The organism is Neolewinella maritima (genome assembly GCF_923081025.1).
GTDB classification, from domain to species: Bacteria; Bacteroidota; Bacteroidia; order Chitinophagales; family Saprospiraceae; genus Neolewinella; species Neolewinella maritima.
In genome coordinates this window covers 230,447-252,993 of the sequence record NZ_CAKLPZ010000003.1, presented here as the reverse complement: position 1 = coordinate 252,993, position 22,547 = coordinate 230,447, and the positions used below count along the sequence as shown (strand labels likewise).

Here is a 22,547-nt window from a genome sequence, read left to right as displayed (position 1 = left end):
ATGGAACATGCCCTGCTAACGCGGGGGCCGTGGGGGGGTTCGTTAAAAGCTTAACACCAAATTGGCCTGCAGGCCCACGGTGGAATCTTTGTCGTCACGCAGCCGCACATCCTGTGGTCGGGTAACACGGTCGATGAGACTACGGTCTTCGTCATCGTTGGTGACATCGGTGATGGTGTGGTAGAGGCGCACGTCGAGCTTCAGTTTGGGTGCCAGGGGGATCATGGCCCCGATGTTGGCCGCCACGTTGAGGCGATTGATGTAGGACTCCCCGTAGCGGTCGTCGTTGATCAGATCGATTTCTTCCTGTACCGTAGACCGGTTCTCCCCGGCAATGGTGATGACCGTGAGCTCATTGGTAGACTCCGAGGTAGCGGAGAGCAGGTAGCTCACGCTGGGGCCAATGTAAACATTGAAGCTCCCGGTACCGAAGGTGGCCAGTAGCGGTACGCTCAGGTAGGTGAAGCTGTTTTTAAATTTAATGTCGGAACTGACCCCCTGATCGGGGCCCGGTATTATCGTGAAGCTGGCGTTCTTGACGCCGCGCCGGTCTTCGTACAGTAGTTCGGCGTTCAGACGGAAGGCGTTGAGCTCGAGTACCGTGGCCGTGATCCCGAACTGATAGCCTATGGCGGGGTCGATCGATTCGATCTTTTCACCGTCGAACTCCTCAGCGCTGCCGTAGGTACCGCCGACGGTCAGCCCGCCCTTGATCCCCAGCTGAGCGGTGGCGGGCAGGGAAAAGAGTAGAAGGGCGAGGGTGATAAGTAGGTGGTATTGCATGATGGGAGGTGTTAGGTGTTAGGTGTTGGGTAGGAACGGGCGCGACGCAGGTGCGCGTGTTTAGGCCCTGGTGGCAATACAAGGTAAGTCTGTACGCTGACGTGCCTACCTTGCGCCGGGCGGCAAGGCTGTCAGCTCCGCAACAGATCACCACCAAAATTTCCTCAGATGAAAGCTCCCCGCCGCTTCCAACGCTCGCAGGCCCGCAACTCCGCCCGCCCGCCCGGTCTGGAGCGGGCTACCGAGGACATCATCGGCATGCGGCTCAATAAGTACATTGCGCACTCCGGCGTAGCCAGTCGGCGCGTGGCCGGTGACATGGTCAAGGCCGGCAAGGTAAAGGTGAACGGTGAGCTACAGAATAACCCGGCCTACCAGATCGTGGAGGGTGACGTAGTGGAATACGAGGGCCAGGTCGTAGCGCCGTCCGAACGCTTTTTCTACATCCTGCTCAACAAGCCACGCAACGTCATCACCACCACCGACGACGAGCTCGACCGCACCACCGTGCTGGACCTGCTCGATGAGCCTGCCCTGGAGCACATCCGCCTGTTTCCCGTGGGCCGGCTGGACCGCGACACCACCGGCCTGCTGCTCATCACCAACGACGGCGACGTCACCACGCGGCTCACTCACCCCCGCTTCGAGACCAGCAAGATCTACGAGGCCTCCCTGGACCGCCCCTTCTCGGAGCTGGACCTAGCCAAACTGCAGGCGGGCTACGAGCTGGAGGATGGCCACTTCCAGCCCGACTGGGCACGCTACGCCAAGCCCAGTGATCCGTACACCGTTACGCTACAGATCCACAGCGGTCGTAACCGCATCGTGCGCCGTGCCTTCGAGCACCTGGGCTACACCGTCGAACGTCTGGACCGCACCTACCTGGCCGGTCTCACCAAGAAGAACCTCCCCCGCGGCTTTTATCGCTTCCTGACCATCGAGGAGGTGCGTAAGCTGAAGTACTTCAAGGGGTAAGGTTGGGGAAGGGGTTAAGGTTAGAAGGGGTTAAGGGGTTAAGGATGGGGATGCTCGCTTCGCTCGTCGGAGTGTTATTTGGCTCGACGCACTGCGTTCGGCAGGTAACTTGCATCGCTATCATACACTTCCAACAATTGCCTTAACCCCTTGAACCCCCTAACCCCTTGAACTCCCTAACCCCTTGATTCCCCTAACCCCTTGACATGCACATCCATCTGGGGGAAGGGAATGCCGATACCGGCGGCGTCGAAGGCTTTTTTGACGTGCTCGGTGACGTGAAAGTGGACGGGCCAGAAGTCGGCGTTGGCGGCCCATACCCGTACGGTGAAGTCGACGCTGCTGTCGTTGAGGGTCTTGACGAAGACGTTGTAGCCGGATTCATGGACGATCATGGGCGTCTGCTCGAGGACGGAGATAATGACGGCGCGGGCGCGGTCGATATCGTCATCGTAGCCGATACCTACGGTCATGTCGAGGCGGCGGACCCCCTGGGCGGTCATGTTTTCGATGGCGTTACCCATGACGTTGCCATTGGGGATGATGATGAGCCGGTTGTCGAGGGTGGTCAGGATAGTATTGAAGACCTGGATTTCCTTGACGGTACCCGAATAGCCGTCGGCGGTCACGTAGTCGCCCACCTTGAAGGGGCGGAAGGTGAGGAGCAGAATGCCGCTGGCGAAGTGGCCTAAATTTCCCTGTAGGGCCAGTCCCACGGCCAGAGAGAGGGCCGATAGGATAGCGATGAACGAGGTCGTTTCGACCCCGAACATACCGGCCACGGAGAGGATCAGCAGGATCTTGAGGCTGACGCCCAGAAAACTGGTGAAGAAGCCCGTGACGCTGAAGTCGATGTTGCGTTTGAGGAGCAGCTGCTTGAGTTTGCCCGTCAGCAGGTTGATCAGGTAAAAGCCGACGACCAGGAGGAATAGTCCGGCGAGGAGCTTGAATCCAATCTGTAGTAGGGTGGGTTCGTAGTCTTCCCAGATTTGGCGGAGGTCCATGTGCAGGGGGTTAAGGGGAAAGGGGGTTAAGGGGTTAAGGACGGGGATGCTCGCTTCGCTCGTCCTGGTGCTCCTTACTCGCCCGGCTAATGTAGGACTCTGCGGGCTATCGGAACAGTGGACGCAGTATTGTTGTATACCTAGTCGCACCCGCGGCCCCGCCCACCTATCACGTCTCCAACACTTCCCATACCTATCACGTCTCCAACGCCCACCTTAACCCCCTAACCCCTTCTCCCCCTAACCCCTTGCCCCCCCCATGGCCTTCCCCCAGAAGAAAATCGTCTATACCGCGGAGCAGGCGCTGGAAGCCCTACAGCACTTCTGTGCCTACCAGGACCGCTGCCACAAGGAGGCGCGGGAAAAGCTGCATGAGTTGGGCTACTACGGAGACCCCGCCGAGGAGGTGATCGTGGAGCTGATCAAGGATAAATACCTGGACGAGGAGCGGTTTGCGCGGAATTACGCGCGGGGCAAGTTCCGGATGAAGCGGTGGGGGCGGTACAAGATCCGCAACGAGCTGAAGCAGCGGCAGATCAGCGCCTACTGCATCAAAAAGGCGATGACGGAGATCGACGAGAGTGACTACTTCGGTACGTTGTGCAGCGAACTGGAGCGGCGGAACAAGGCGGAAAAGGCGGGGCAGCATCCTTACCTGCGGCGGCGTAAGCTGGCGGACTATATGGTGAAGCGGGGCTATGAGTCCGGCCTAGTCTGGGAGGCGATCAAGGAACTGGAGTTGTGACACGCCAAAACCCCGCTGAAACTCATCTGTTCGTCTGAGTAGAATCTCCCGATCCATGTCCGCATACCGCTACCGCTTTCTTTTCATCCTGGCCTGTTGCGTGGGGCTTGCCTCCTGTGGCAACGAACGGCTGGAAAGCACCTTCTCTCCCACCCCCTCGGCCTTCGGGAAGATCAATAGCCTGGTGGTGATCGCCGATAGCAGCACCTGGAAGGCCGGAGTGGGTGACTCCGTAGCGTACTTCTTCGAGGCACCCTACATCATCCTGCCGCAGCCGGAGCCGATCTTCGACGTGCGCTTCATCGAGCCCGGGCGGGTGGTGGCCGAGCCCACCTGGGGGCAACTGCGCAACTACATCGTGCTGGCTGATCTGAGCGATACCGACAGTCCTACCACGCAGATGGTGCTCAATGACCTGACGGACGAGAAGATCCAGCAGGTACGCACCGAGGGCTTCGGCACCGCGGTAGCTAAGAACAAGTGGGCCACGGGACAGCAACTGGTCTACATCCTGGGTAAGAACCATAACGAGCTACTGACCGGTATGAGCAATGTCTACCCCGGGGTGGTACGCCGCCTGCAGCAGGGAGAGGATGAGCGGATGCGCGTGACGACCTACTTCGAGGGCGTGAACCGGCGGCTGGGCGATACGGTGCGGCAGTTGGCGGGAGCTAGTCTGGAAATCCCCGGTGGTTACGACCGCGTGCCCCTGGATACGGACAGCGTGATCTGGCTGCGCAAAGAAGTGCAGGGGGCCAGCCTTAATATCATGGTCACTAAGGTACCCTACCGCAGTCAGGACCAGCTGAGCAAGGCCGGCCTGAAGGAGATCCGCAACCGGCTGGGCCGCGAGTACGTCAGCTCCACTACGGAGAATACGTATATGCAGATCAACGATACCGATCTGCCGCTCTTCACCGAATCGACCGAGCTCAACGGGGCCTTTGCTATCGAGGGTCGGGGCATCTGGGAGATCGAGAACGACTTCCTGGCCGGTCCCTTCGTGTCGTATTTACTCAACGATACGGAGGACAACGAGCTGGTCTTCGTCGATGGTTTTGTTTACGCTCCGGGCCGCAAGAAGCGTGACCTGATGGAGGAGGTCGTACAGGTAATCCGCTCGGCCACGGTCAACTAGATCACCCGGCTGCGGTAGGCGGACTTGAGTATCAGGAAAAAGGGTACGATCCAAATAAGGTCGTTGAACAGCGTGATCCACCAGAAGGCGGCGGGGAAGGTGCCGAGGTAGAAGTGGTACACGAATCCGATGGGGCCGAACACCTTGCCCAGGAAGCCGACCAGTACGATGGGCCAGTGGCCGTCCGGGTCGAGTGCCGCGATGGCGTAGCCGATACCGTATACCCCGACGATCATGCCTACACTCTGCCAGATCATGGGATACAGGGGCTGGGCCATCCCGACCAGCGAAAATACGTGGCCGGGGAAAAGGACGACCCAGGCGCCCCAGAGTATATTGTAGGCGGCTGCGGCGAAAAGGACCGGGCGGCGCCAGTCGGAAAATGGTGTAGGCATACCCTGCGGAACGGCTGAATCTCGCGCTTGGTTTCGCACCCGCGTACCCGCCCCTACCTTCGCGCTATGGAAACGGATAAGTTGCGCTACCCCATCGGTACATTCGTACTACCGCCGGCTGGAGATGAAGCGCGGAGGATGGACGCCGTCAAGGAGATCGGGGCCCTGCCGGAGCGGCTGGAGCGCGTGGTACGGCAGATCCGGGAGAATGGGCTCCTGGACGTCAGCTACCGCCCCGGTGGCTGGACGGCGCAGCAAGTGATACACCACCTGGCCGACAGTCACCTGCACGCATACCGTCGCTGTAAGGTCACGCTGATCGAGGATCACCCTACCCTGGTCCCCTACGATGAGCAGCGGTGGGCGGAGCTGCCGGACGTACAGGCCGTACCGGTGCAGGCTAGTCTGGATATACTGCGGGGATTGCACCTGCGCTGGGCGGTGCTACTGGCACAGTGCACGGAGGCCCAGTGGGCGCGCACAGCCTACCATCCGGGGAGTGGAATAACCTATCATTTGGATACGCTGGCCGCGCAGTATGCCTGGCACGGTGCGCATCACCTAGCCCACCTACAGTTGATCGTTAACCCTCCTGCTGGTCAGTGAGCCGACCGAACATCGACCCAAAGAATTGAGTTTTGGGGACACAGTTTGCGTTCATTTATTGAATATTCCCCAAATCCAAATTTACCATATGTTACCCTATCAATCCTTCAGCCGGCTCAGCCTGCTGCTACTCTCCCTTGCCGTATTTAGCCTAACGGGCTGCAATGACGACGACGATACTTTTCTGGGTATTGACTTCGACGACGACGGCACGCTCTTTCTATCCTCCAACACCTCCGGTACCGTAGGCGTGCTAAACCTCGAAGATGGCGATATGCCCGCGATCGAGACCTTCATGGCCGCTGGTACCGATGCTGACGGTCTGTTCTACGAAAGCGGTGAGGGCAACCTCTACCAGGTCAACCGGAGCGACAGTACCGTAGTGGAGTACAACGACGTCATCGACGATCTTGACGATCCGAACGGTGTCGACGTCGAAGCCCGCAGTACCTCCGACTTTACCAACGGTCGCGGTCTGGCCGCCAACGATCAGCGCGTAGTCGTAGCCCAGCAGGGTGTCGACGCCAACGACAACCGGAACCGCCTCATCGTGTACGATATCTCCAATGACGATGATGTCATCGAGCTATCTGCCTCCTACCCTACCAACATTGCCCTGTGGGGTGTGCAGTTCGTCGGTGACGACCTCTACGCGGTAGTCGACAAGAGCGACTCGGTAGCCGTATACACCAACTTCCTGGCTAACACGAACGGTGATACCATCATGCCTACCCGCTACATCAAGGTCGATGGCATCACCCGTACCCACGGACTGGAGTACAACGCCGATGACGACATCATGATCCTCACCGACATCGGTGCCGCAGACAATTCTACGGATGGCGCACTGATCGTGATTCGCGACTTCTCCACCTTGGGCATGGCCGACATGGTGGCCACCGACCGCTACACCCGCATCGGCGGCGACGCTACCCGCCTGGGTAACCCCGTCGACGTAGCCTACGACATGGACACCGACCGCATCTACGTAGCCGAGCGCGCTACCGGTAGCGGCGTACTGCTGATCTTCAGCGGTGATGCCAGCGACAACGCTGCTCCCCTGCGGAGTATCCCCTTCGTTGGTCTGAGTTCGCTGTACCTACACCGCGACTAAGTCGTACCCTCGCACGCTTACTGTGATGAGAAGCGCCCGTTCCTATTGTTGGAGCGGGCGCTTTTCTAATTTTGGTGGTATGGTTACTACTACCTACCCCGACTAAGCTACCCCCTTAGCGATACGGTCCCCGAAGGCAGCCGTACCCAGTTGTTCCCGGGGTCGGAGATCTTCGGTACCTACCCCGGCGGCAAGCGCTTCATTTACCGCGCGCCGCACATCAGCGGCCTCGTCCCGTAAATCGAGGTGATCGAGTAGCATGGCGGCTGAGAGGATAGCGGCTACCGGATTGGCCCGGTCCTGCCCCGCACCCTCCGGCCAGGAGCCGTGGATGGGCTCGAACATGCCCACCGTAGATCCAATGCTGCTGGAGGGCAGCAGACCAAGCGAGCCGGCCAGCACGCTAGAGGCATCCGACAGAATATCACCGAACATATTGCTGGTCACGATCACGTCGAACTGCGCGGGATGCAGGATGAGCTGCATGGCGGCGTTGTCGACGAACATGAAGTTGAGGTCTACGTCCGTGTTCTCTTCGGCCAGCTCGCGGGTCACCTCGCGCCACAGGCGGCTGGACTCCATCACGTTAGCCTTATCGACCAGGGTGAGTTTGCCGCGACGGGCGCGCGCCTCGACAAAGCCCATCTTCACGATCCGTTCGATTTCGTGGCGGCTGTAGGTACAGGTATCGTAGGCGGTATTGCCATTGTCCTTGCGGCCCTTTTCTCCGAAATAAATGCCCCCGGTAAGCTCGCGGACGATGAGCATGTTTACCCCCTTCATCCGCTCCGGACGCAGGGGACTCAAGTCAGCTAACTCGGCGTAGCTGGCTACGGGACGCAGGTTGGCGTACAGGCCAAGCTCCTTACGGAGTTTGAGCAGCCCCTGTTCGGGCCGCACCTTCGCCGAGGGATCGTTGTCGAAGCGGGGATGGCCGATGGCACCGAAGAGTAGTGCATCAGACTTCTTGCACAGCGCAAGTGTATCCTCGGGCAGCGGCTCGCCAGTCTGATCAATGGCTACGGCACCTACCGGAGCGTAGGTATAGTCGAAGGTGTGACCGTATTTACCGGCGATGGCGTCGAGCACCTTGGTGGCTTCGGCGATGACTTCTGGTCCGATGCCGTCTCCGGGCAGGACGGCTAACTTGAATTGGGGCATAAAGTGGTAAGGCTGAATAACTGCTAAATACTGTGATCTACCCGCCCTGCTTCGAACGCCTCGATCTGCTGAGCCTGACTGAGCAGAAAGTCGATGTCGTCGTAGCCATTGATCAGGCAGGTCTTCTTGTACTCGTCGATGGGAAAGCCGGTGACCGTACCGGTATCCTCATTGGTGAAGGTCTGCTCCAGTAGGTTTACCGTGAAGCGGGCGGCGGGGTTTTGCTCGATGGTGCGGAAGGCTTCGTCCAGCGCCTCGGGGGTGATCGTCACCGGCAGGAGTCCGTTGTTAAGTGCGTTGCCCCGGAAGATGTCGGCGAAGTAGCTGGACACGACCGCGCGAAAGCCGAAATCCTGAATGGCCCAGGCGGCGTGCTCGCGGCTCGATCCGCAGCCGAAGTTGGCTCCGGCCATGAGAATGTCTCCGGCGTACACGGGATTGTTCAGGACGAAGTCCTTCGGGTGGTTGAGCTTGTCGTAGCGCCAGTCCCGGAAGAGGTTCTCTCCGAAACCCTCCCGCGTAGTGGCTTTCAGGAAGCGGGCGGGAATGATCTGGTCGGTATCGACGTCCTCGATGGGCAGCGGAACGGCGGTGGTCGTAAGGGTACGGAAGGGATGCATGATAGAGTGGTATGGGGCTTAAGCTAGTACGGCGTATTCATTGCGCACATCAACGATCCGGCCGGCGATGGCGGCGGCGGCGGCTGTGAGCGGACTGGCCAGTATGGTGCGCGCACCCGGTCCCTGACGACCCTCGAAGTTGCGGTTGGAGGTGGACACGCAGTAGCGACCGGCGGGCACCTTATCTTCGTTCATACCCAGGCAGGCCGAGCAACCCGCCCCACGAAACTCGAAGCCGGCGGTTTCGAAGACTTTATCTAGTCCCTCGGCGATCGCCTGCTTGGCTACCTGCTGCGAGCCCGGTACGACGATCCCGGTGATGCCCGGCGCGATCTGTTTGCCCTGCACCAGCGCCCCCGCCAGACGGAGGTCTTCGATGCGCGAGTTGGTGCACGAACCGATGAATACGTAGTCGATCGGCATGCCTTCCATTTGCTGGCCGATGTGGAGGTCCATGTAGTTCATGGCCTTGTGCATGCTGGCCTCACCGTGGAGGTCGCTGGCCATGGGGATCAGGTCGGTCACGCCCATGCCCATACCCGGATTGGTGCCGTAGGTGATCATGGGGGGGATGTCTTCGGCGCGGTAGGTGTATTCGGTATCGAACACGGCGTCGACATCGGTGGGCAGGGTACGCCAGTGGGCTACGGCGGCCTCCCAATCTGCTCCCCGGGGGGCAAACTCGCGGCCCTCGATGTAGTCGAAGGTCGTCTGGTCGGGTGCGATGAGTCCGCCGCGGGCGCCCATCTCGATGCTCATATTACAGACCGTCATCCGACCCTCCATACTCAGCGCACATACGGCCGAGCCGGCGTATTCTACGAAGTGGCCGGTGCCGCCGCCCGTACCGAGCTGGGCGATCACGTACAGGATCAGGTCCTTGGCCGTGACACCGGGCTGCAGCTCGCCCTCCACGTTGATACGCATTTTCTTGGGCTTGCTCATGAGTACGCACTGGGTGGCCATGACCTGCTCGACCTGGCTGGTGCCGATGCCGAAGGCGATGGCCCCGAAGGCCCCGTGGGTACTGGTGTGGCTGTCTCCACAGACCATGGTGATACCGGGCCGGGTGATGCCGAGTTCGGGTCCGATCACGTGCACGATACCCTGGTAGGGGTGGCCCAGTCCGTACAGCTCCACACCAAATTCAGCGCAGTTGGTGGTCAGCATCTCGACCTGCTTGCGGCTCAGTGGCTCGGCGATGGGCTTGTGCTGTTCTTTAGTGGGTACGTTATGGTCGGCGGTGGCCACGATACGGTCGGGCCGCGCCAGCCGGATACCGCGCTGCCGCAACCCATTAAAGGCCTGCGGACTGGTGACCTCGTGGATCAGGTGACGATCGATATAGAGCACCTGGTTGCCGCCGGGCACCTCGGTGACTACGTGAGCGTCCCAAACTTTATCGAATAGGGTTGGCATGGTGGGCAAGGGGTTAGGGAGAGAAGGGGTTAAGGGGGTGTTGGAGGCGTTGGAGATGCTAGGGGGGCGTGGAAGTCATTATTGGGTGCGGCAGGCTGTCCGGATATGACCAGCGGTTCGGGGTGGGCGGGGCCGCGGGTGCGGAGATTACTACAACGAGCCGATGAACGAAGCGAAGCGCATCCCCACCCTTAACCCCTTTAGTCCATCACCCCTTAACCCCTTGAACACCTAGGCCGCCATGCCCTCCATCATGTCCCGCAGATCGGCGTCTTCCACTTCCTTTTTCTGATCGGCGATGTGGAGGAATTCCTGGTACACATTGTCGAGCTGCACCTTGGTGAGGTTGAAGCCGAGGTTCTTGAAGCGGTAGGCCAGGGCGGCGCGGCCGGAGCGTGCGGTGAGCACGATCTTGGACTGGTCGACGCCCACCTCGGCGGGGTCGATGATCTCATAGGTATCGCGACGCTTGATCACCCCATCCTGGTGGATACCCGAGGAGTGGGCGAAGGCGTTATCACCGACGATGGCCTTGTTAGGCTGTACCATCATACCCATGCTTTCGCTGACCAGGTGGCTGGTTTCGAGCAAGAGCTTAGAGTTGATGTTGGTGGTCAGGCCCAGGTGGGGGTGCTGGCGCATGATCATTACCACTTCCTCCAGGGAGGTGTTGCCGGCGCGCTCGCCGATGCCGTTGATGGTACATTCGATCTGGCGGGCTCCGTTCTGGGCTCCGGCGATGGAGTTGGCGGTGGCCAGGCCCAGGTCGTTGTGGCAGTGGGTGGAGAGGATACACTTATGGATACCGTTGACATTATCGCGCAGGTAGGCGATCTTGTCTCCGTATTCCTGCGGCAGGCAGTAGCCGGTGGTATCGGGAATGTTGAGTACGGTAGCACCTGCATCGACGACGGCCTGTACTACGCGGGCCAGGAACTCATTGTCGGCCCGACCGGCATCTTCGGCGTAGAACTCTACGTCCTCCACGTAAGATTTAGCGTGCTTGACGGCGGCTACGGCGCGCTCGATGATCTTGTCCGGCGTGGTGCGTAGCTTGTACTGGATGTGGCTGTCGCTGACGCCGATACCGGTATGGATCCGCGGGCGGCGGGCAGTCTGCAGGGCTTCGGCGGCTACGTCGATATCGTTCATGACCGCGCGGGTGAGGCCGCAAACGATCACGTCCTTGACGGTGCGCCCGATCTCGGCTACGCTCTTGAAGTCACCGGGGCTAGAGACGGGAAAGCCGGCCTCGATGACGTCGACGCCGAGGCGTTCGAGCTGGCGGGCGATGACGATTTTCTGTTGGGTATCGAGCTTACATCCGGGTACCTGTTCGCCGTCGCGCAGGGTGGTGTCGAAAATTTGAACTTGGTTGGTATTCATCTTTGGTTCGGGTCGGTTAACCGGCTTCTACTATCTTTAGGGCGGATTCTTACGTGTGTTGTCGATCGTGTGAAAATAACGCTTCCCCCGCGAACATCGCCGGGAGACCGAAACAGTTTATACAATGCCTAAGCAGAAGACCGACGACCTCCTCAAACTCGTAGCCTCCCTCAACCGGGCCGAAAAGCGGCACTTCCGCCTTTTCGTTAAGCGTAACCAGCAGGCGGACGCCGATATCCTCTTCTTACAGCTCTTCGATATCCTGGAACGCACGGGCACGTACGACGAAGGTTACCTCCTTAAGCGCATCGAAGGTATCAAAAAGTCGCAGCTCAGCAACCTAAAGGCGCATCTCTACAAGCAGCTACTGACTTCCCTTCGTCTCCTTAACCGAAATAAGGACGAAGAGATCACCCTGCGCGAGCAATTAGATTACGCCCGCATCCTCTACAATAAGGGATTGTACCGCCAGTCGCTCGATATACTCGACAAGGCCAAGAAACGCGCCGTGGAGATCGAGTCCCACACCATCGCCCTCGAGACCGCCCAGTTCGAGAAGCTCATCGAGGGGCAGTACATCACGCGCAGCATCGAGGGTCGCGCTGAGGAGCTCAGCCAGGAGTGCGAACTGCTCACGAGCAAGATCAGCGACACCAACGGATTCTCTAACCTTTCGCTGCGCCTGTACGGCCACTACCTGACCAACGGCCTGGTCGGCAGCACGGAGGAAGCCGAAGAGGTACGGACGTTCTTCGACGACCGGTTGCCCTCCGTCCGCTACGAGGAGCTGGACTTCTGGGGCAAGATCTACTACTGCCAGAGCTATACCTGGCTACACCTGCTGCGGCAAGAATTTGCGCTCTGCTTCCGCTATACCCAGCGCTGGGTAGATCTGTTTCGCGAGCAGCCCAAGATGATCGAGGTCAATGCCCCCCTCTACCTCAAGGGGATGCATAACCACCTGGCGAACCTGTTCAATATGTGGCAGTACGATAAATTCATCGCCGAGCTGCAGCACCTCGAGCTGTTCCCCCACCAGTTCGATTTGACCAACAACGTCAACGTAGCCGGACTCTACCACCTCTACCAGTTCGACCACCAGATCCGCCGTCACTATATGGAGGGCACCTTCACGGAAGGCCTCGGACTGGCGCCCCAGCTGATGGAGGTCATGGAAGACAACCGTTACAACTGGGACGACCACCGCCACATGGTCTTCTACTACCGCATCGCCTGCCTCTACTTCGGTAGTGGCGATAACGATACGGCCATCGACTACCTCAACCTGATCATCAACCAGCGCAGTCCCAACTACCGCTCCGATATCCAGGCCTACGCCCGCATCCTGAGCCTGATCTGCCACTTCGAGATGGGTAACGTCCAGTTGGTGGAATACCAGGTCAAGAGCGTCTACCGCTTCCTGGCCAAAGTGGAGCACCTGCAGGAGACCCAGCAGGTCATCTTCCGCTTCCTGCGCCGCATCCCGCGTATCCGCGAAGCAGACCTCCGAGACGAGTTCATCAAACTGAAGGAAACCCTGGATGAGGTAGCGAAATTACCGTATGAGTCGCGTCCCTTCACCTACCTGGATATACCGAGCTGGTTGGAATCGAAGATTGAGGGCATCAGCGTGCAGGAGGTAATTCGCCGGCAGTTCGAGGAGAACCGGGAGCTAGTCTAGCTCTTGGCTAGCACGGCTTCCCGCGCCGCCTTCATGGGGATACCGATGCAGCGCTTTTCCATGTACAGCATCATGCGGTCCATCAGCTCGCGGGTCTCGGGGTCGAGGTCTTCGAGTTCCTTGCGAAACACCTTGTTGACGGCATTGTGGCGGATGGCCTTGATCTGTCCGGGTACTTCAGACATCGCCCGCTCGATCAGGCGGGTCTGGTAGAGGGTCTCCGTCTCCAACAGGTGACGCTCGATGATGGTGTGCGCCAGATCGACCTCCCGACGGCGGAAGCCCATATTCTCCTCCGCCAGCGCCCGGAGGTGCTCGATGGCGATGTAAGTAAAATCATATTGTGCTACGGTGGCCTCGGCTACGTCGGCCGGCACCCCTAGATCGACGACGATCTTGCCCTTAGCGCCCTCCCCGCCGAGTAGCGAAGTAAAGCGCTCCGGCGTGATGATGGCCTCCGCGGAAGCGGTACATACGAAGAGCACGTCAAAGCTTCCGGCGTAGGTATCGAGCTCGGTCAGCGAGATTGCCCTGCCGTGGTCGAAGCCATTGACCAGCTGCTGTGCCCGCTCCAGGGTACGGTTGGCTATGGTGACGTGGCTATAGCCCTGCTTGCGCAAAAACTTGGTGACTAGCACGTTGGTCTGTCCGGCCCCTACCATAAGGATGCGAGCCTTGCGGCTGGGGGCGTGGCGCTGTAACTGCTGCATGGATAGGGAGACGACCGAAACCGACTTCTCTCCGATGCGCGTATTCGCGTAGATGTCCTTGGCGGCCAGCACGGCCTGATTGGTGATGATGCGCAGGTCGTCTCCGATGAGCCCCCACTCGCGGCACATCACCTGGCTTTCCCGCAGCTGACCCAGGATCTGCCGCTCCCCGACGACCAGGGAATCGATCGATCCGGCTACTTCGTAAAGGTGGCGAATAGCATCCAACCCGACCAGGTGGCGCATGTGCGTCAGTTGGGCGACCGGCTCCGACAGCAGTGCCTGCTTGAAGCGGTCGTCGACCTTGCGTTCGGTGGTAAATAGCAGCAGCACCCGGTTGCAGGTAGAGGCGTAGAACACCTCGTGGACCAGGCCGCGCTCCCGCATACACGTCAGTCGCTCGCGTAATCCGTCATCTCCCTCGAAGGCCGTGACCAGCGCGCCCACCTCTTTGAGCTTAGCGTCGCGGTGGGTTAGGGTCAGAATGTGAAAATGCTGGAGCATGGAGGGGGTTGGAGCGGTGGCAAAGATAATTTATCGCGGAAGGGCTTCTGTCAGGAGGGTGTAGAAAGTGGCAAAGGGTAAGGTCGGGAGGCAGTGAAGGAACATGGCACCTGCGTTCGCGCCCTAGTTATTTCGCGCATATTTAGCCCGCGAAAGCAGCCCTTCCCCACCTCATTACCTACGTACTTCCCCAACTAAACACCTAGCCCGCATCCTGGATGATGGCCCCGAAGTACCATGCGTAAAATAACAGTAAAACATAGCCCTCCCAGCGCGTGATCTTGCGGTTGTTGCTCATAACACCCAGCAGAACGGTCATCACGATCATCAGCGGCAGGTAGGTAGTGATGATCTCGGGGGGGATGACGAGCGGGCCGAAGAAGCGGGGGATCGCCATTACGATGAAGGTGTTGAAGATGTTGGAGCCGATGGCGTTGCCGACCGCGATGCTTGCCTTCCCCTTGCGGGCGGCGGCCAGGCTGACGGCTACTTCGGGCAGGCTCGTACCCACCGCTACGGCCGATAGCGCGATCACGCTCGGGGCTACGTCCAGCATGACGCTGATGGCCGTGATGGCCGCGATCACGTAGCTGGCCGACACGCTCACCAGCGCACCGCCCAGGATCAGAAAGAAATAGTCCTTGAGCCCGGCGGCGGGTCGATCCGCCTTGTCGGCCTTCTCCTGGTCCTTGAAGCTATAGGCCAGGAAGATGACGATCCCCGCCAGGAAGAGTCCACACTCGAAGTAGGACAGATTACCGTCCATGACCGCGAAGTAGAGCAGGAACGCGCTGCCCCAGAGGAAGGGGATGTCGATGTGCCAGAGGTTGTACTCCAGATCGATGTTCTTGACCACCACGGCGGTGAGGCCCAGGACCAGCGCGATATTAGTGATGTTGGAGCCGACCACGTTGCCGATCACGATCTGGCTGGTGCCGTCGAGCACCGATACGATGCTAGTGGCTAGCTCCGGCAGCGAGGTACCGAAGGCCACGATCGTCACCCCAATGATGAACGGACTGATACCCAAGGAAAGCCCGATCCGCTCGGCTGACTCTACGAAGCGGTCGCTCGACCACAATAGACCCGCGATGGCCGCCACGAAAATACCGATCTTTAAGAGTAGGTCCATACGTTAGGGGGCTGGGGGGTTGAGGGGGTCCGGCCCGTCGGACCATTCCCGCGGCACGCGCCCCATAAGCTGGTCCCGTAGCGACCGCAGCTCCGCATCGTGGGTACTGCGCCCGCTGAAGCGTCCGGCCCAGTAGGCCCGGTAGGTTGTCCAGTACCGCAGGGCGAAGAGTCCGGATACCGGCAGGCTCAGCAGGTACAGCCAGCCCAGTCCGCCGGGGTACACCCAGTTGAACAGCAGGGTCTGCAGCAGGTACAGGATGGGTAGTACGAACCAGGAGCCGAGCGTCTGTACGGTAGCCTTATAGCCCCGGTCAATGCCCAGCGCCTTCCAGATTGCGTTGATGGCTAGCAGCCAGGGCAGGTGGTTGAGCAGACCGTAGAGGTACACCGGCAGGGCCAGAAACAGGCCCGGGGAGTAGGTCCGGTGCGGGTTGCTGCTGAACTCGATGTCCTGCTGCTTGGTCTGGCGCAGCAGAGTATCGTACCGGCTAGCCAGTACGCAGAGTTCCTCCCGTTTTGTAGGCTCCAGCGCGCGCAGCCACTCCAGGATGTGCTTGGTCCGGAAGTGGTGGCGGGAGACGGTCAGCGGAAGGTCGTTCTGCAGGCTGCGCTCGATGCGGCGCAGGCAGCGCTCTTCGGTCTTGTCCTTGGTGTGGACGAGCAGGTTCTCCATGCGCTTGCTCAGCTCGTTGGTGAGTCCGCGTACAGCCCGCATGGGACTCTTCTCGTAGGCCTCGCGCCACTCCGCGGCCACGATGGGCTCCCCGTAGCGCACGAAGGCGCGGCTAAAGCAGGTGGTGGGGCTCTCGTAATTTACGCCTACGGGCTGCAGGGTGATGCCGAGCTTCCAGTCGTTGCGCGACTCGCCCTCCAGGGCCAGACTGGCGGCGCCGGCCTTGATCTTGCGCAGTTTGCGCTCCAGCTCGGAGTAGGCCTCGGGGGCGATGTACATGGTTTTGCCACTCTCCAGAGCGGCGAAGGTGCGGTTGAACACTTCCTCCTTACTGCCGGTGTTGGCACCGGCTTCCTTGTCCTTGGCCCGGGCTACGGGTACGCAGAAGGGGTCGATGACGAAGGCGGTCACGGGGTTGAGCCACAGGCCGGCGTTGGCCAGGAAGTAGGTCTGGTAGTCCAGGTGGATACCCGACATGAGGGGGTCGGCCAGGGTGTTGGGGTGGTTGCCGCACAGCAGCATGGGCCCCGGGTGATTGGCGTAGTGGACCCCTTCGGTTTCCATTCCGGGGTAGTACACGCGCAGCATCCAACGGCTCAAAAAGTGCAGGACCCAGAAGAAAGGCTTAGAGCTCATAAACGGTATATCGGGGGCGCAAAGTAGGCATTACGCCTCGAAGCCCTGCAGGTAGTCCCGCACCAGCTGGTCAAACACGGGCCCCTCGTCGAAGTGGAAGCGCACCTCCAAAGGCAGCACGAAGACGGGCAGCTTTTCCTCGGCGATGTAGTCGCGGTGTACGTCCAGCCGCATCGCGTCCTTTTCCGTCGTGATGACGGCCCGGTGCTGCCCCTGCAGGGCGGCAAATTTCTGCTTCAGGTTCACCAGGTCGCTCGCACTGAAGTAGTGGTGGTCGGCGTATTCCAGGCTATGCACGGTATGGGCGGTGGCACGCAGGTGCGCAGCAAGGTAATCGGTGTTGGCAATGGCCGATAGCAGTAGTACGTCGATCCCCTGCTCCATACGCAGGCGGTAGCGGGGGTCCAGCAGGTAGTAAGGTGCGGCGTAGGCGTAGTAGCTGAAGAATACCCGCTGGTGCGGCAGGGGGTCGATCTCGGCGATGAGGGCCTCGGCGGCGGCGCGGTCCAGCTCGGGGGGGCACTTACTCACTACGATCACGTCAGCCCGCCCGTAGCCGCTGCGCCACTCCCGGAGCCGTCCGCTCGGCAGCAAATAATCACGGGTAAAGGGCAGGGCGTACTGGGTGAGCAGAACGTTGAGTCCGGGTTGCACGGCACGGTGCTGGAAGGCATCGTCGAGTAGTACTAGCTGGGTGTCCGGCCTGCGGCCCACGATCTCGGGGATGGCAAAGGCGCGTTCCTCAGCTACGGTGACCATTACCTCCGGGAACTTGCGGGCGTACTGCAGGGGCTCGTCTCCGACCTCCTCTACCTGCATCTCCGGCCGCACGACCAGGAAGCCCCGTGTCCTGCGGCGGTAGCCCCGGCTCAGGGTAGCGATATTGAGGTAGGGGTCGAGCAGGCGGATGAGGTACTCGATGTGGGGTGTCTTACCCGCACCACCTACCGACAGATTACCCACGCTGATCACCGGAACGGCAAAGGAGATGCCCCGCAGGATGCCACGACGGTAAGCCCAGTTGCGAAAGCCCACCCCCGCCCCGTAGAGCAGGGAGATGGGGGCAAGGAGTAGTTTGGCTGCTGTAGACTGTACCACGGGGCGGCGGGCTGCTTATAGGATGTTACGATGACTAACGGGCAGCCCGGCGGAAAGGATGGGCCACCCTCCTATTTCCGAACAAGGCAACAGCCCCAGCCGGTACTTCAGCGCTCGAATATATTGGGACAACGGGGGGCTATATACGTAGGTCGCCCTCGCGGAGCATTCCGGGAGGGCGACTTACAGATCAGAATATGTGTATTGCGTACGTACTAGCGTACGACTATCCGCAGGGTGCCGCGTTCGCGCTCACTCCTTACCTGTAGGAAGTAGAGGCCGGGCGCTAGTGCATCACGACGGATCTGCCGGCGGTGGCTGCCGGCGTTCAGCCGACCGAACGATTCAACCCGCACGGTACGGCCCATTGCATCAAACCACTGCAGGTCGACCCGCGAAGCCTCACCGAGCTCGAAGGTGAGGGTAGCTACGTCGGCCAGGGGATTGGGGTAGGTAGCCATCGCTACCTGATTCACCAATACGTCGTTCGTATTCACGCTGTTTTCGACCCAGTTGAGATCGCCGAGCTGCATACCGGCCTCATTGCGCAGGGAATCGTTCACGGCATATCCTCCATCGAGGGTTTCGCGCCAGTACGTGGCGTCCTGCCGGTTCATGGTGAACTCTCCGGTGGTCACCTTAGCCTTATTGGCTCCATCGGGGGACCAGTACCAGTCCTGCAGTTCCTCGGGGAACATGGGAGCTTCGTTGACACTTACCTGTACCTTCGTAAAGGCCATGCTGCCATCAGCCAGCCGTCCGGCGATGTGGTCGGTCAGCAGTAGTTCAGGGCCTTCGTCGACACCCTTTTCCGCGTACCAGGCTTGCAGTTCATCGGAGACGGAGTAGACATTGTCATCGATGACGAACTCGGTGGTATCATTAGGAATGGAACCGATCCAGACCATCGTCGGACGGCCTTCCGCGTCGGTCTCGCCGTGGCTATCGAACTCCGTGAGCCGTTCCGCATCGGTGACGTCGTTACCCATGCTCATCCCGTCCAGGATCAGGTTGTTGGTAAACTGGAAGTAGTCTCCCATATTCCCCAACTCCAGGAAGCCGTGGTAGCCCATATGATTGATGGTCGTGGTATGGTTGACTACCATACTGTCGATCACGCCCGAACCACCCCGGTGGCGGATGAGGCGGTCCATTACGTTGACGAAGGTGCAGTTCTCCAGCCGGAGGTAGTTGATGGAAGAACTGCGGGCATCGATTACCCGACCATTGCCCATATTGTCCTGTGCGATAGCGCCCAGGTTGGTGATCACGTTATTCTCGAAGATGATCCGGCCGGCGGCCTTATTGACGCGTACGGCACTCTGCGCACCGTTGGTAAGTAGACAGCCCGTGACGGTCAGGTTCTGTCCTTCCCCCTCCGTACGGAACAGGCGGTTGGGGTAGGGCTGATCGCCACTGGAGCTCTCTCCGTCGATATGGAGGTTCTCAAAAATGCCGTCGGCGTACAGGCGGATCATGTCTCCGTTGATCGTTCCCTGCTGATCGGGAAAGGTCTTGATGTGGGGGCGGTCACCCTCGCCCTCCTCGGCGCGCAGGTGCAGCTTGTAGGTTTGGTTACGGAACTGGCCGCGCACGAGGTACTCGGCATCTCGACGGAGGACGTAGATGCGGTTGGAGTCCACCCGTTCACCGGTGGTGGTAGTATCGGCGGCGATGACCTCGTTCAGAAAGCTGCTACCTGGCTCCACGATGAGTTCGCTTTGTGCCCTCAGTTGGGTAGCTCCCAGACAGAGTAGAAGGGATAAAAAGGTAAATCTTGATGTCATAATAAAATGGTGTAGCGCGGCTGCCGGAGCAGCGCGTGCAGTGGATAATTAATGATTAGAGGGTGTACCGGACGCGGAAGTCGACCTGTAGGTCATACTTCAGGCTACCGGTATCGAGGTTCCGGAACTGATAGAACTGCCCCTCCGAGAAATTTGAGAGGTTGCGTACGTTTACGAGTAGCGTAATTTTCTTGATGTCCTGCCGCAGCGAAAGGTCCCAGTTGGCGTACCCCTTCTGCAGCTGGTCTCGCAGTCCGAGACTGGTGATCGTAGTCAGGTAATCGTCCTGAAAGAACACACTCAGGCGGCCGGAGAAGCCCCCCTGGTCGTAGCCGAGCGCGACGTTACCGAAGTTCGCCGGCTGCCCCTCCAGCTTACCCTCTTCGTTGAACTCCACCACGGTCTGCTTGGGGGGGAATTCAGAATCGTCCTCCTCGATGCGTACGCGGGGAAACTGGGTCTGCGACTGAATGCGCGAGTAGTTGGCCCGGAAGATGATGTTGCTTAGTAGGCCCGGCAGGAAGGACATATTAGCCTGTAGGTCCACCTCGATGCCGTATACTTTGGTGCCGTCGGTATTGACCGGCTCGTCCAGGCCGAAGCCGAGGTAGGAACCCAGGCCCTGCGGCAGTCCGGCCGCTAGCGAAGACTCCTCGGTCAGGATACGGAAGTTGTTGCGGGTGTAGAATACATTGTCCAGCTGCTTATAGAAGCCACCTACAGTGAAGAGCCCGTACTTCGATCTGTAGAAGGAGGCGATCACATCGTAGTTCCACGCTACCGTAGTTTGTACCTCGGGATTCCCCCGGTCGATGGTTCTGGCTACGCGATCTACCACCAGGCGGGGCAGCCGCATGGAGAAGTCGGGGCGCGCAAGGGTTTTGGTGGCCGCCAGGCGCAGGTCGAACCATTCGGTAGGCTTCAGACGGACGTGCAGGTTGGGTAGGATATAGCTGGCCGAGTAGCTGGAAGCAGTATCCGAGAGTTGGGCGGGATCGAAGGTCAGAAAGCCACCCAGTTCGGGTGCGTAGATGCCCCGGTAGTCGTTGTTTTCATTTTCGAAACGTACCCCCCCTAGTACCCGGATCTTTTCACCGAAGTCTACCGTGGTCATCACGTAGGCCGAGCTGATCCGCTCGTCTACGTCGTAGTTGCCCGTAGCCTCCCGCAGGTCATCGCTATACTCCAGCAGGTTGCCCTGTTCGTTGATGCCGTTGCGCGTCAGTTCGTACCACTCGCGGGTCCGATCGCGGTCGATCATCGGCGAGAGGCGGTAGCGATCGAAGACGTCGCGGCTGGACTCCCCCTCCCCCAGGAAGTTGATCAGGGAAATGTTGTTACCCCCCACCAGGCTGAGGTCATTGAAGGAAGTATTACTCAGGTCCTTAGGTACGATGCTGCCGTCATCGAGCCGCACGAAGCTCTTGGGTCGGGAGACGTAGTACGGTGCCCAGTTACTACCCCGCTCCAGCTTCCGGTTCTTCTGGCGCACCTTACCGCCTACCTTGACCGATCCGGTGATGCGGTCGTTGACGATGAAGGGCTTTTTGAGATTCAGGTGGGCGATGAGATCGCGGTCCTGGTTCTCCGAGCGGTCGGAGCGGGCCTGGAAGAGGTAGGCCTCCCGGAAGTTGTTATAGGCAAAGGGGATGAGCGCCTCCCCCGATCCCTGCAGGAGATCAGAGGGAATATCTTCCATACCGGTACCCGGCGCACCACCTTCGGTAAAGTCCATCGAGTAGGAATAGGGCAGTTCGCCCTTGGTCAGCGCGTGGCTAAGGCCCCAGGTGATCTCGGTACTTCCCCAGAAATTCTCTCCGGAAACGGAGTTGTTTATGGTAGACAGCACACGCTCCTCATCGTCGATATCGTAGGAAACATCACCCGCTACGGGGTAGTCCCGGCTGAAGGATACGCGGTCGCGCCCCGTCTGATTGAAGAAGTTGTTGAAGCGTATGGTACCACCGTCCTTGGTGTCGAAGTCCAGCAGCAGACTTCCCCCCAGGCGGGTGCGAATCTCGTTGACGTAGTTGACGGATAAGCCGCTGATCTGGTAGTTGCTGTCGGGGAAGATGCTCCAGCCCTGGGAGAAGGACTCCCTACTCCGGATCAGTCGCTCATTATTGACGGCGATCTGTACCCCGATCTTCTTGTCCAGTACGCGGCGCCCGTAGCGGGCATCTACGCGGTACTGCTTCAGGCTGTTTTCCAGTTTGTTGTACCCCCCGCCTACGTCGATCCGAAATTCCGGCTCCACCGTGGCTTTCTTGGTGATCAGATTGACCGATCCGGCAATGGCGTCGGCGTCCATGTCGGGTGTGACCGCTTTGGTCACCTCGATCCCCGCCAGTGAGCTCTGGGAGAACATACTGAGGTCGACGCCCCGGGAAGACGCATCCGAAGCGGGCACCGGTACGCCGTTGAGCGTGATGAGGCTGAACTTGTCGTTGAGTCCGCGCAGCACGACCTTCTGGGCCTCGCCGCCGGCACGCTTCAGCGAAACTCCCGGTAGCCGACCGATGGCCTCGGCGGCATTCGCGTCGGGCAGCTCCTGTATTTGTTCCTCGGATACTACGTTGACGATACCATCGGCGTTGAGCTGCCGGTTGATAGCCGCCCGCTGCCCGAGGGCCTGGGCAGTTACCAGGATCTCTTGTCCCATCACCACATTGGGGGGTAGGGCAAAGTCGACGACCTGTTGCTGCCCATCCACGACGGTGACGCTGATCATTTGCGGGGAGTAGCCGAGGTATGATGCCTGCAGCTCGTACTCGCCGGCGGGTAGGCTCATGCGGTAGCTACCGTCCAGATCCGTGATCGCTCCCAGACTAGTACCCGGTACGTTCACATTGGCGGCCAGCAGAAGCTCCCCCCCGGAATCTTTCACCAGTCCATTTATGTAGCCCTGTGCGTAACTACCTCCACTGAGCGCGCACGCCAGTAGGAGGAGGAGAACTATTCGGAGGAAAGGCGTTTGT

Annotated in this window: 19 protein-coding genes; 6 read left to right on the top strand and 13 right to left on the bottom strand. The window is 59.8% G+C overall.

What is annotated here, in order from left to right; all coding sequences use genetic code 11:
- Positions 1–42: 42 nt before the first annotated feature.
- Positions 43–783 carry a porin family protein gene (locus MJQ68_RS12765; RefSeq protein ID WP_238751507.1) on the bottom strand — a complete coding sequence of 247 codons (741 nt, stop codon included), beginning with the start codon at positions 781–783 and terminating at the stop codon, positions 43–45.
- Between the two features lie 168 nt (positions 784–951).
- On the opposite strand from MJQ68_RS12765, the gene MJQ68_RS12760 reads away from it, so the two are divergent.
- Positions 952–1,758: a pseudouridine synthase gene (locus tag MJQ68_RS12760; RefSeq protein WP_238751506.1), complete on the top strand. Its 807-nt coding sequence runs from the start codon at positions 952–954 to the stop codon at positions 1,756–1,758.
- A 176-nt stretch (positions 1,759–1,934) separates the two neighbouring features.
- On the opposite strand, the gene MJQ68_RS12755 is transcribed toward MJQ68_RS12760, so the two are convergent.
- A complete protein-coding gene (locus MJQ68_RS12755; protein WP_238751505.1) occupies positions 1,935–2,762 on the bottom strand; it encodes a mechanosensitive ion channel family protein in 828 nt (275 codons plus the stop codon).
- A 259-nt stretch (positions 2,763–3,021) separates the two neighbouring features.
- Between MJQ68_RS12755 and MJQ68_RS12750 the strand changes: the two genes are divergently transcribed.
- A complete protein-coding gene (locus MJQ68_RS12750) occupies positions 3,022–3,507 on the top strand; it encodes a regulatory protein RecX (RefSeq protein WP_238751504.1) in 486 nt (161 codons plus the stop codon).
- Between the two features lie 55 nt (positions 3,508–3,562).
- Complete coding sequence (locus MJQ68_RS12745; protein WP_238751503.1) at positions 3,563–4,645, top strand: DUF4837 family protein; 1,083 nt, start codon at positions 3,563–3,565, stop codon at positions 4,643–4,645.
- Here the strand turns inward: MJQ68_RS12745 and MJQ68_RS12740 are convergent.
- Positions 4,642–5,040, bottom strand: a complete 399-nt coding sequence (locus tag MJQ68_RS12740) for an alkyl hydroperoxide reductase (RefSeq protein WP_238751502.1) — start codon at positions 5,038–5,040, stop codon at positions 4,642–4,644. The genes MJQ68_RS12745 and MJQ68_RS12740 overlap by 4 nt on opposite strands.
- 66 nt (positions 5,041–5,106) lie before the next feature.
- Here MJQ68_RS12740 and MJQ68_RS12735 point away from each other — a divergent pair, with 66 nt between their 5' ends.
- Positions 5,107–5,646, top strand: a complete 540-nt coding sequence (locus MJQ68_RS12735; RefSeq protein ID WP_238751501.1) for a YfiT family bacillithiol transferase — start codon at positions 5,107–5,109, stop codon at positions 5,644–5,646.
- A gap of 88 nt (positions 5,647–5,734) precedes the next feature.
- Positions 5,735–6,760, top strand: coding sequence for a hypothetical protein (locus tag MJQ68_RS12730; protein WP_238751500.1), 1,026 nt, complete (start codon positions 5,735–5,737; stop codon positions 6,758–6,760).
- A gap of 102 nt (positions 6,761–6,862) precedes the next feature.
- Here MJQ68_RS12730 and leuB read toward each other — a convergent pair whose 3' ends face one another.
- The 4 genes from leuB to MJQ68_RS12710 form a co-directional block, all read right to left on the bottom strand.
- Positions 6,863–7,921, bottom strand: coding sequence for a 3-isopropylmalate dehydrogenase (gene leuB, locus MJQ68_RS12725; RefSeq protein ID WP_238751499.1), 1,059 nt, complete (start codon positions 7,919–7,921; stop codon positions 6,863–6,865).
- A 23-nt stretch (positions 7,922–7,944) separates the two neighbouring features.
- A complete protein-coding gene (gene leuD / locus MJQ68_RS12720; protein ID WP_238751498.1) occupies positions 7,945–8,541 on the bottom strand; it encodes a 3-isopropylmalate dehydratase small subunit in 597 nt (198 codons plus the stop codon).
- Positions 8,542–8,559: 18 nt separating this feature from the next.
- The gene (leuC, locus tag MJQ68_RS12715) at positions 8,560–9,960 is read right to left on the bottom strand and encodes a 3-isopropylmalate dehydratase large subunit (RefSeq protein ID WP_238751497.1); all 1,401 of its coding nucleotides are present in this window, start codon (positions 9,958–9,960) and stop codon (positions 8,560–8,562) included.
- Positions 9,961–10,191: 231 nt separating this feature from the next.
- Complete coding sequence (locus MJQ68_RS12710) at positions 10,192–11,346, bottom strand: 2-isopropylmalate synthase (RefSeq protein ID WP_238751496.1); 1,155 nt, start codon at positions 11,344–11,346, stop codon at positions 10,192–10,194.
- Positions 11,347–11,470: 124 nt separating this feature from the next.
- On the opposite strand from MJQ68_RS12710, the gene MJQ68_RS12705 reads away from it, so the two are divergent.
- On the top strand, positions 11,471–13,027 hold the full coding sequence (locus MJQ68_RS12705; RefSeq protein ID WP_238751495.1) for a hypothetical protein: 1,557 nt from the start codon (positions 11,471–11,473) through the stop codon (positions 13,025–13,027).
- Here the strand turns inward: MJQ68_RS12705 and hemA are convergent.
- From hemA to MJQ68_RS12675, 6 genes are all read right to left on the bottom strand, one after another.
- Positions 13,024–14,241: a glutamyl-tRNA reductase gene (gene hemA / locus MJQ68_RS12700; RefSeq protein WP_238751494.1), complete on the bottom strand. Its 1,218-nt coding sequence runs from the start codon at positions 14,239–14,241 to the stop codon at positions 13,024–13,026. The genes MJQ68_RS12705 and hemA overlap by 4 nt on opposite strands.
- Positions 14,242–14,443: 202 nt before the next feature.
- Entirely contained in the window at positions 14,444–15,373 is a 930-nt protein-coding gene (locus MJQ68_RS12695) for a calcium/sodium antiporter (protein ID WP_238751493.1), read from the bottom strand.
- 3 nt (positions 15,374–15,376) lie between these two features.
- Complete coding sequence (locus tag MJQ68_RS12690) at positions 15,377–16,684, bottom strand: 1-acyl-sn-glycerol-3-phosphate acyltransferase (RefSeq protein ID WP_238751492.1); 1,308 nt, start codon at positions 16,682–16,684, stop codon at positions 15,377–15,379.
- Positions 16,685–16,714: 30 nt separating this feature from the next.
- A complete protein-coding gene (gene lpxK, locus MJQ68_RS12685; RefSeq protein ID WP_238751491.1) occupies positions 16,715–17,782 on the bottom strand; it encodes a tetraacyldisaccharide 4'-kinase in 1,068 nt (355 codons plus the stop codon).
- Between the two features lie 215 nt (positions 17,783–17,997).
- The gene (locus tag MJQ68_RS12680) at positions 17,998–19,569 is read right to left on the bottom strand and encodes a T9SS type A sorting domain-containing protein (protein ID WP_238751490.1); all 1,572 of its coding nucleotides are present in this window, start codon (positions 19,567–19,569) and stop codon (positions 17,998–18,000) included.
- 55 nt (positions 19,570–19,624) lie between these two features.
- Positions 19,625–22,456, bottom strand: coding sequence for a TonB-dependent receptor (locus MJQ68_RS12675; RefSeq protein ID WP_238751489.1), 2,832 nt, complete (start codon positions 22,454–22,456; stop codon positions 19,625–19,627).
- Between the last annotated feature and the right edge of the window lie 91 nt (positions 22,457–22,547).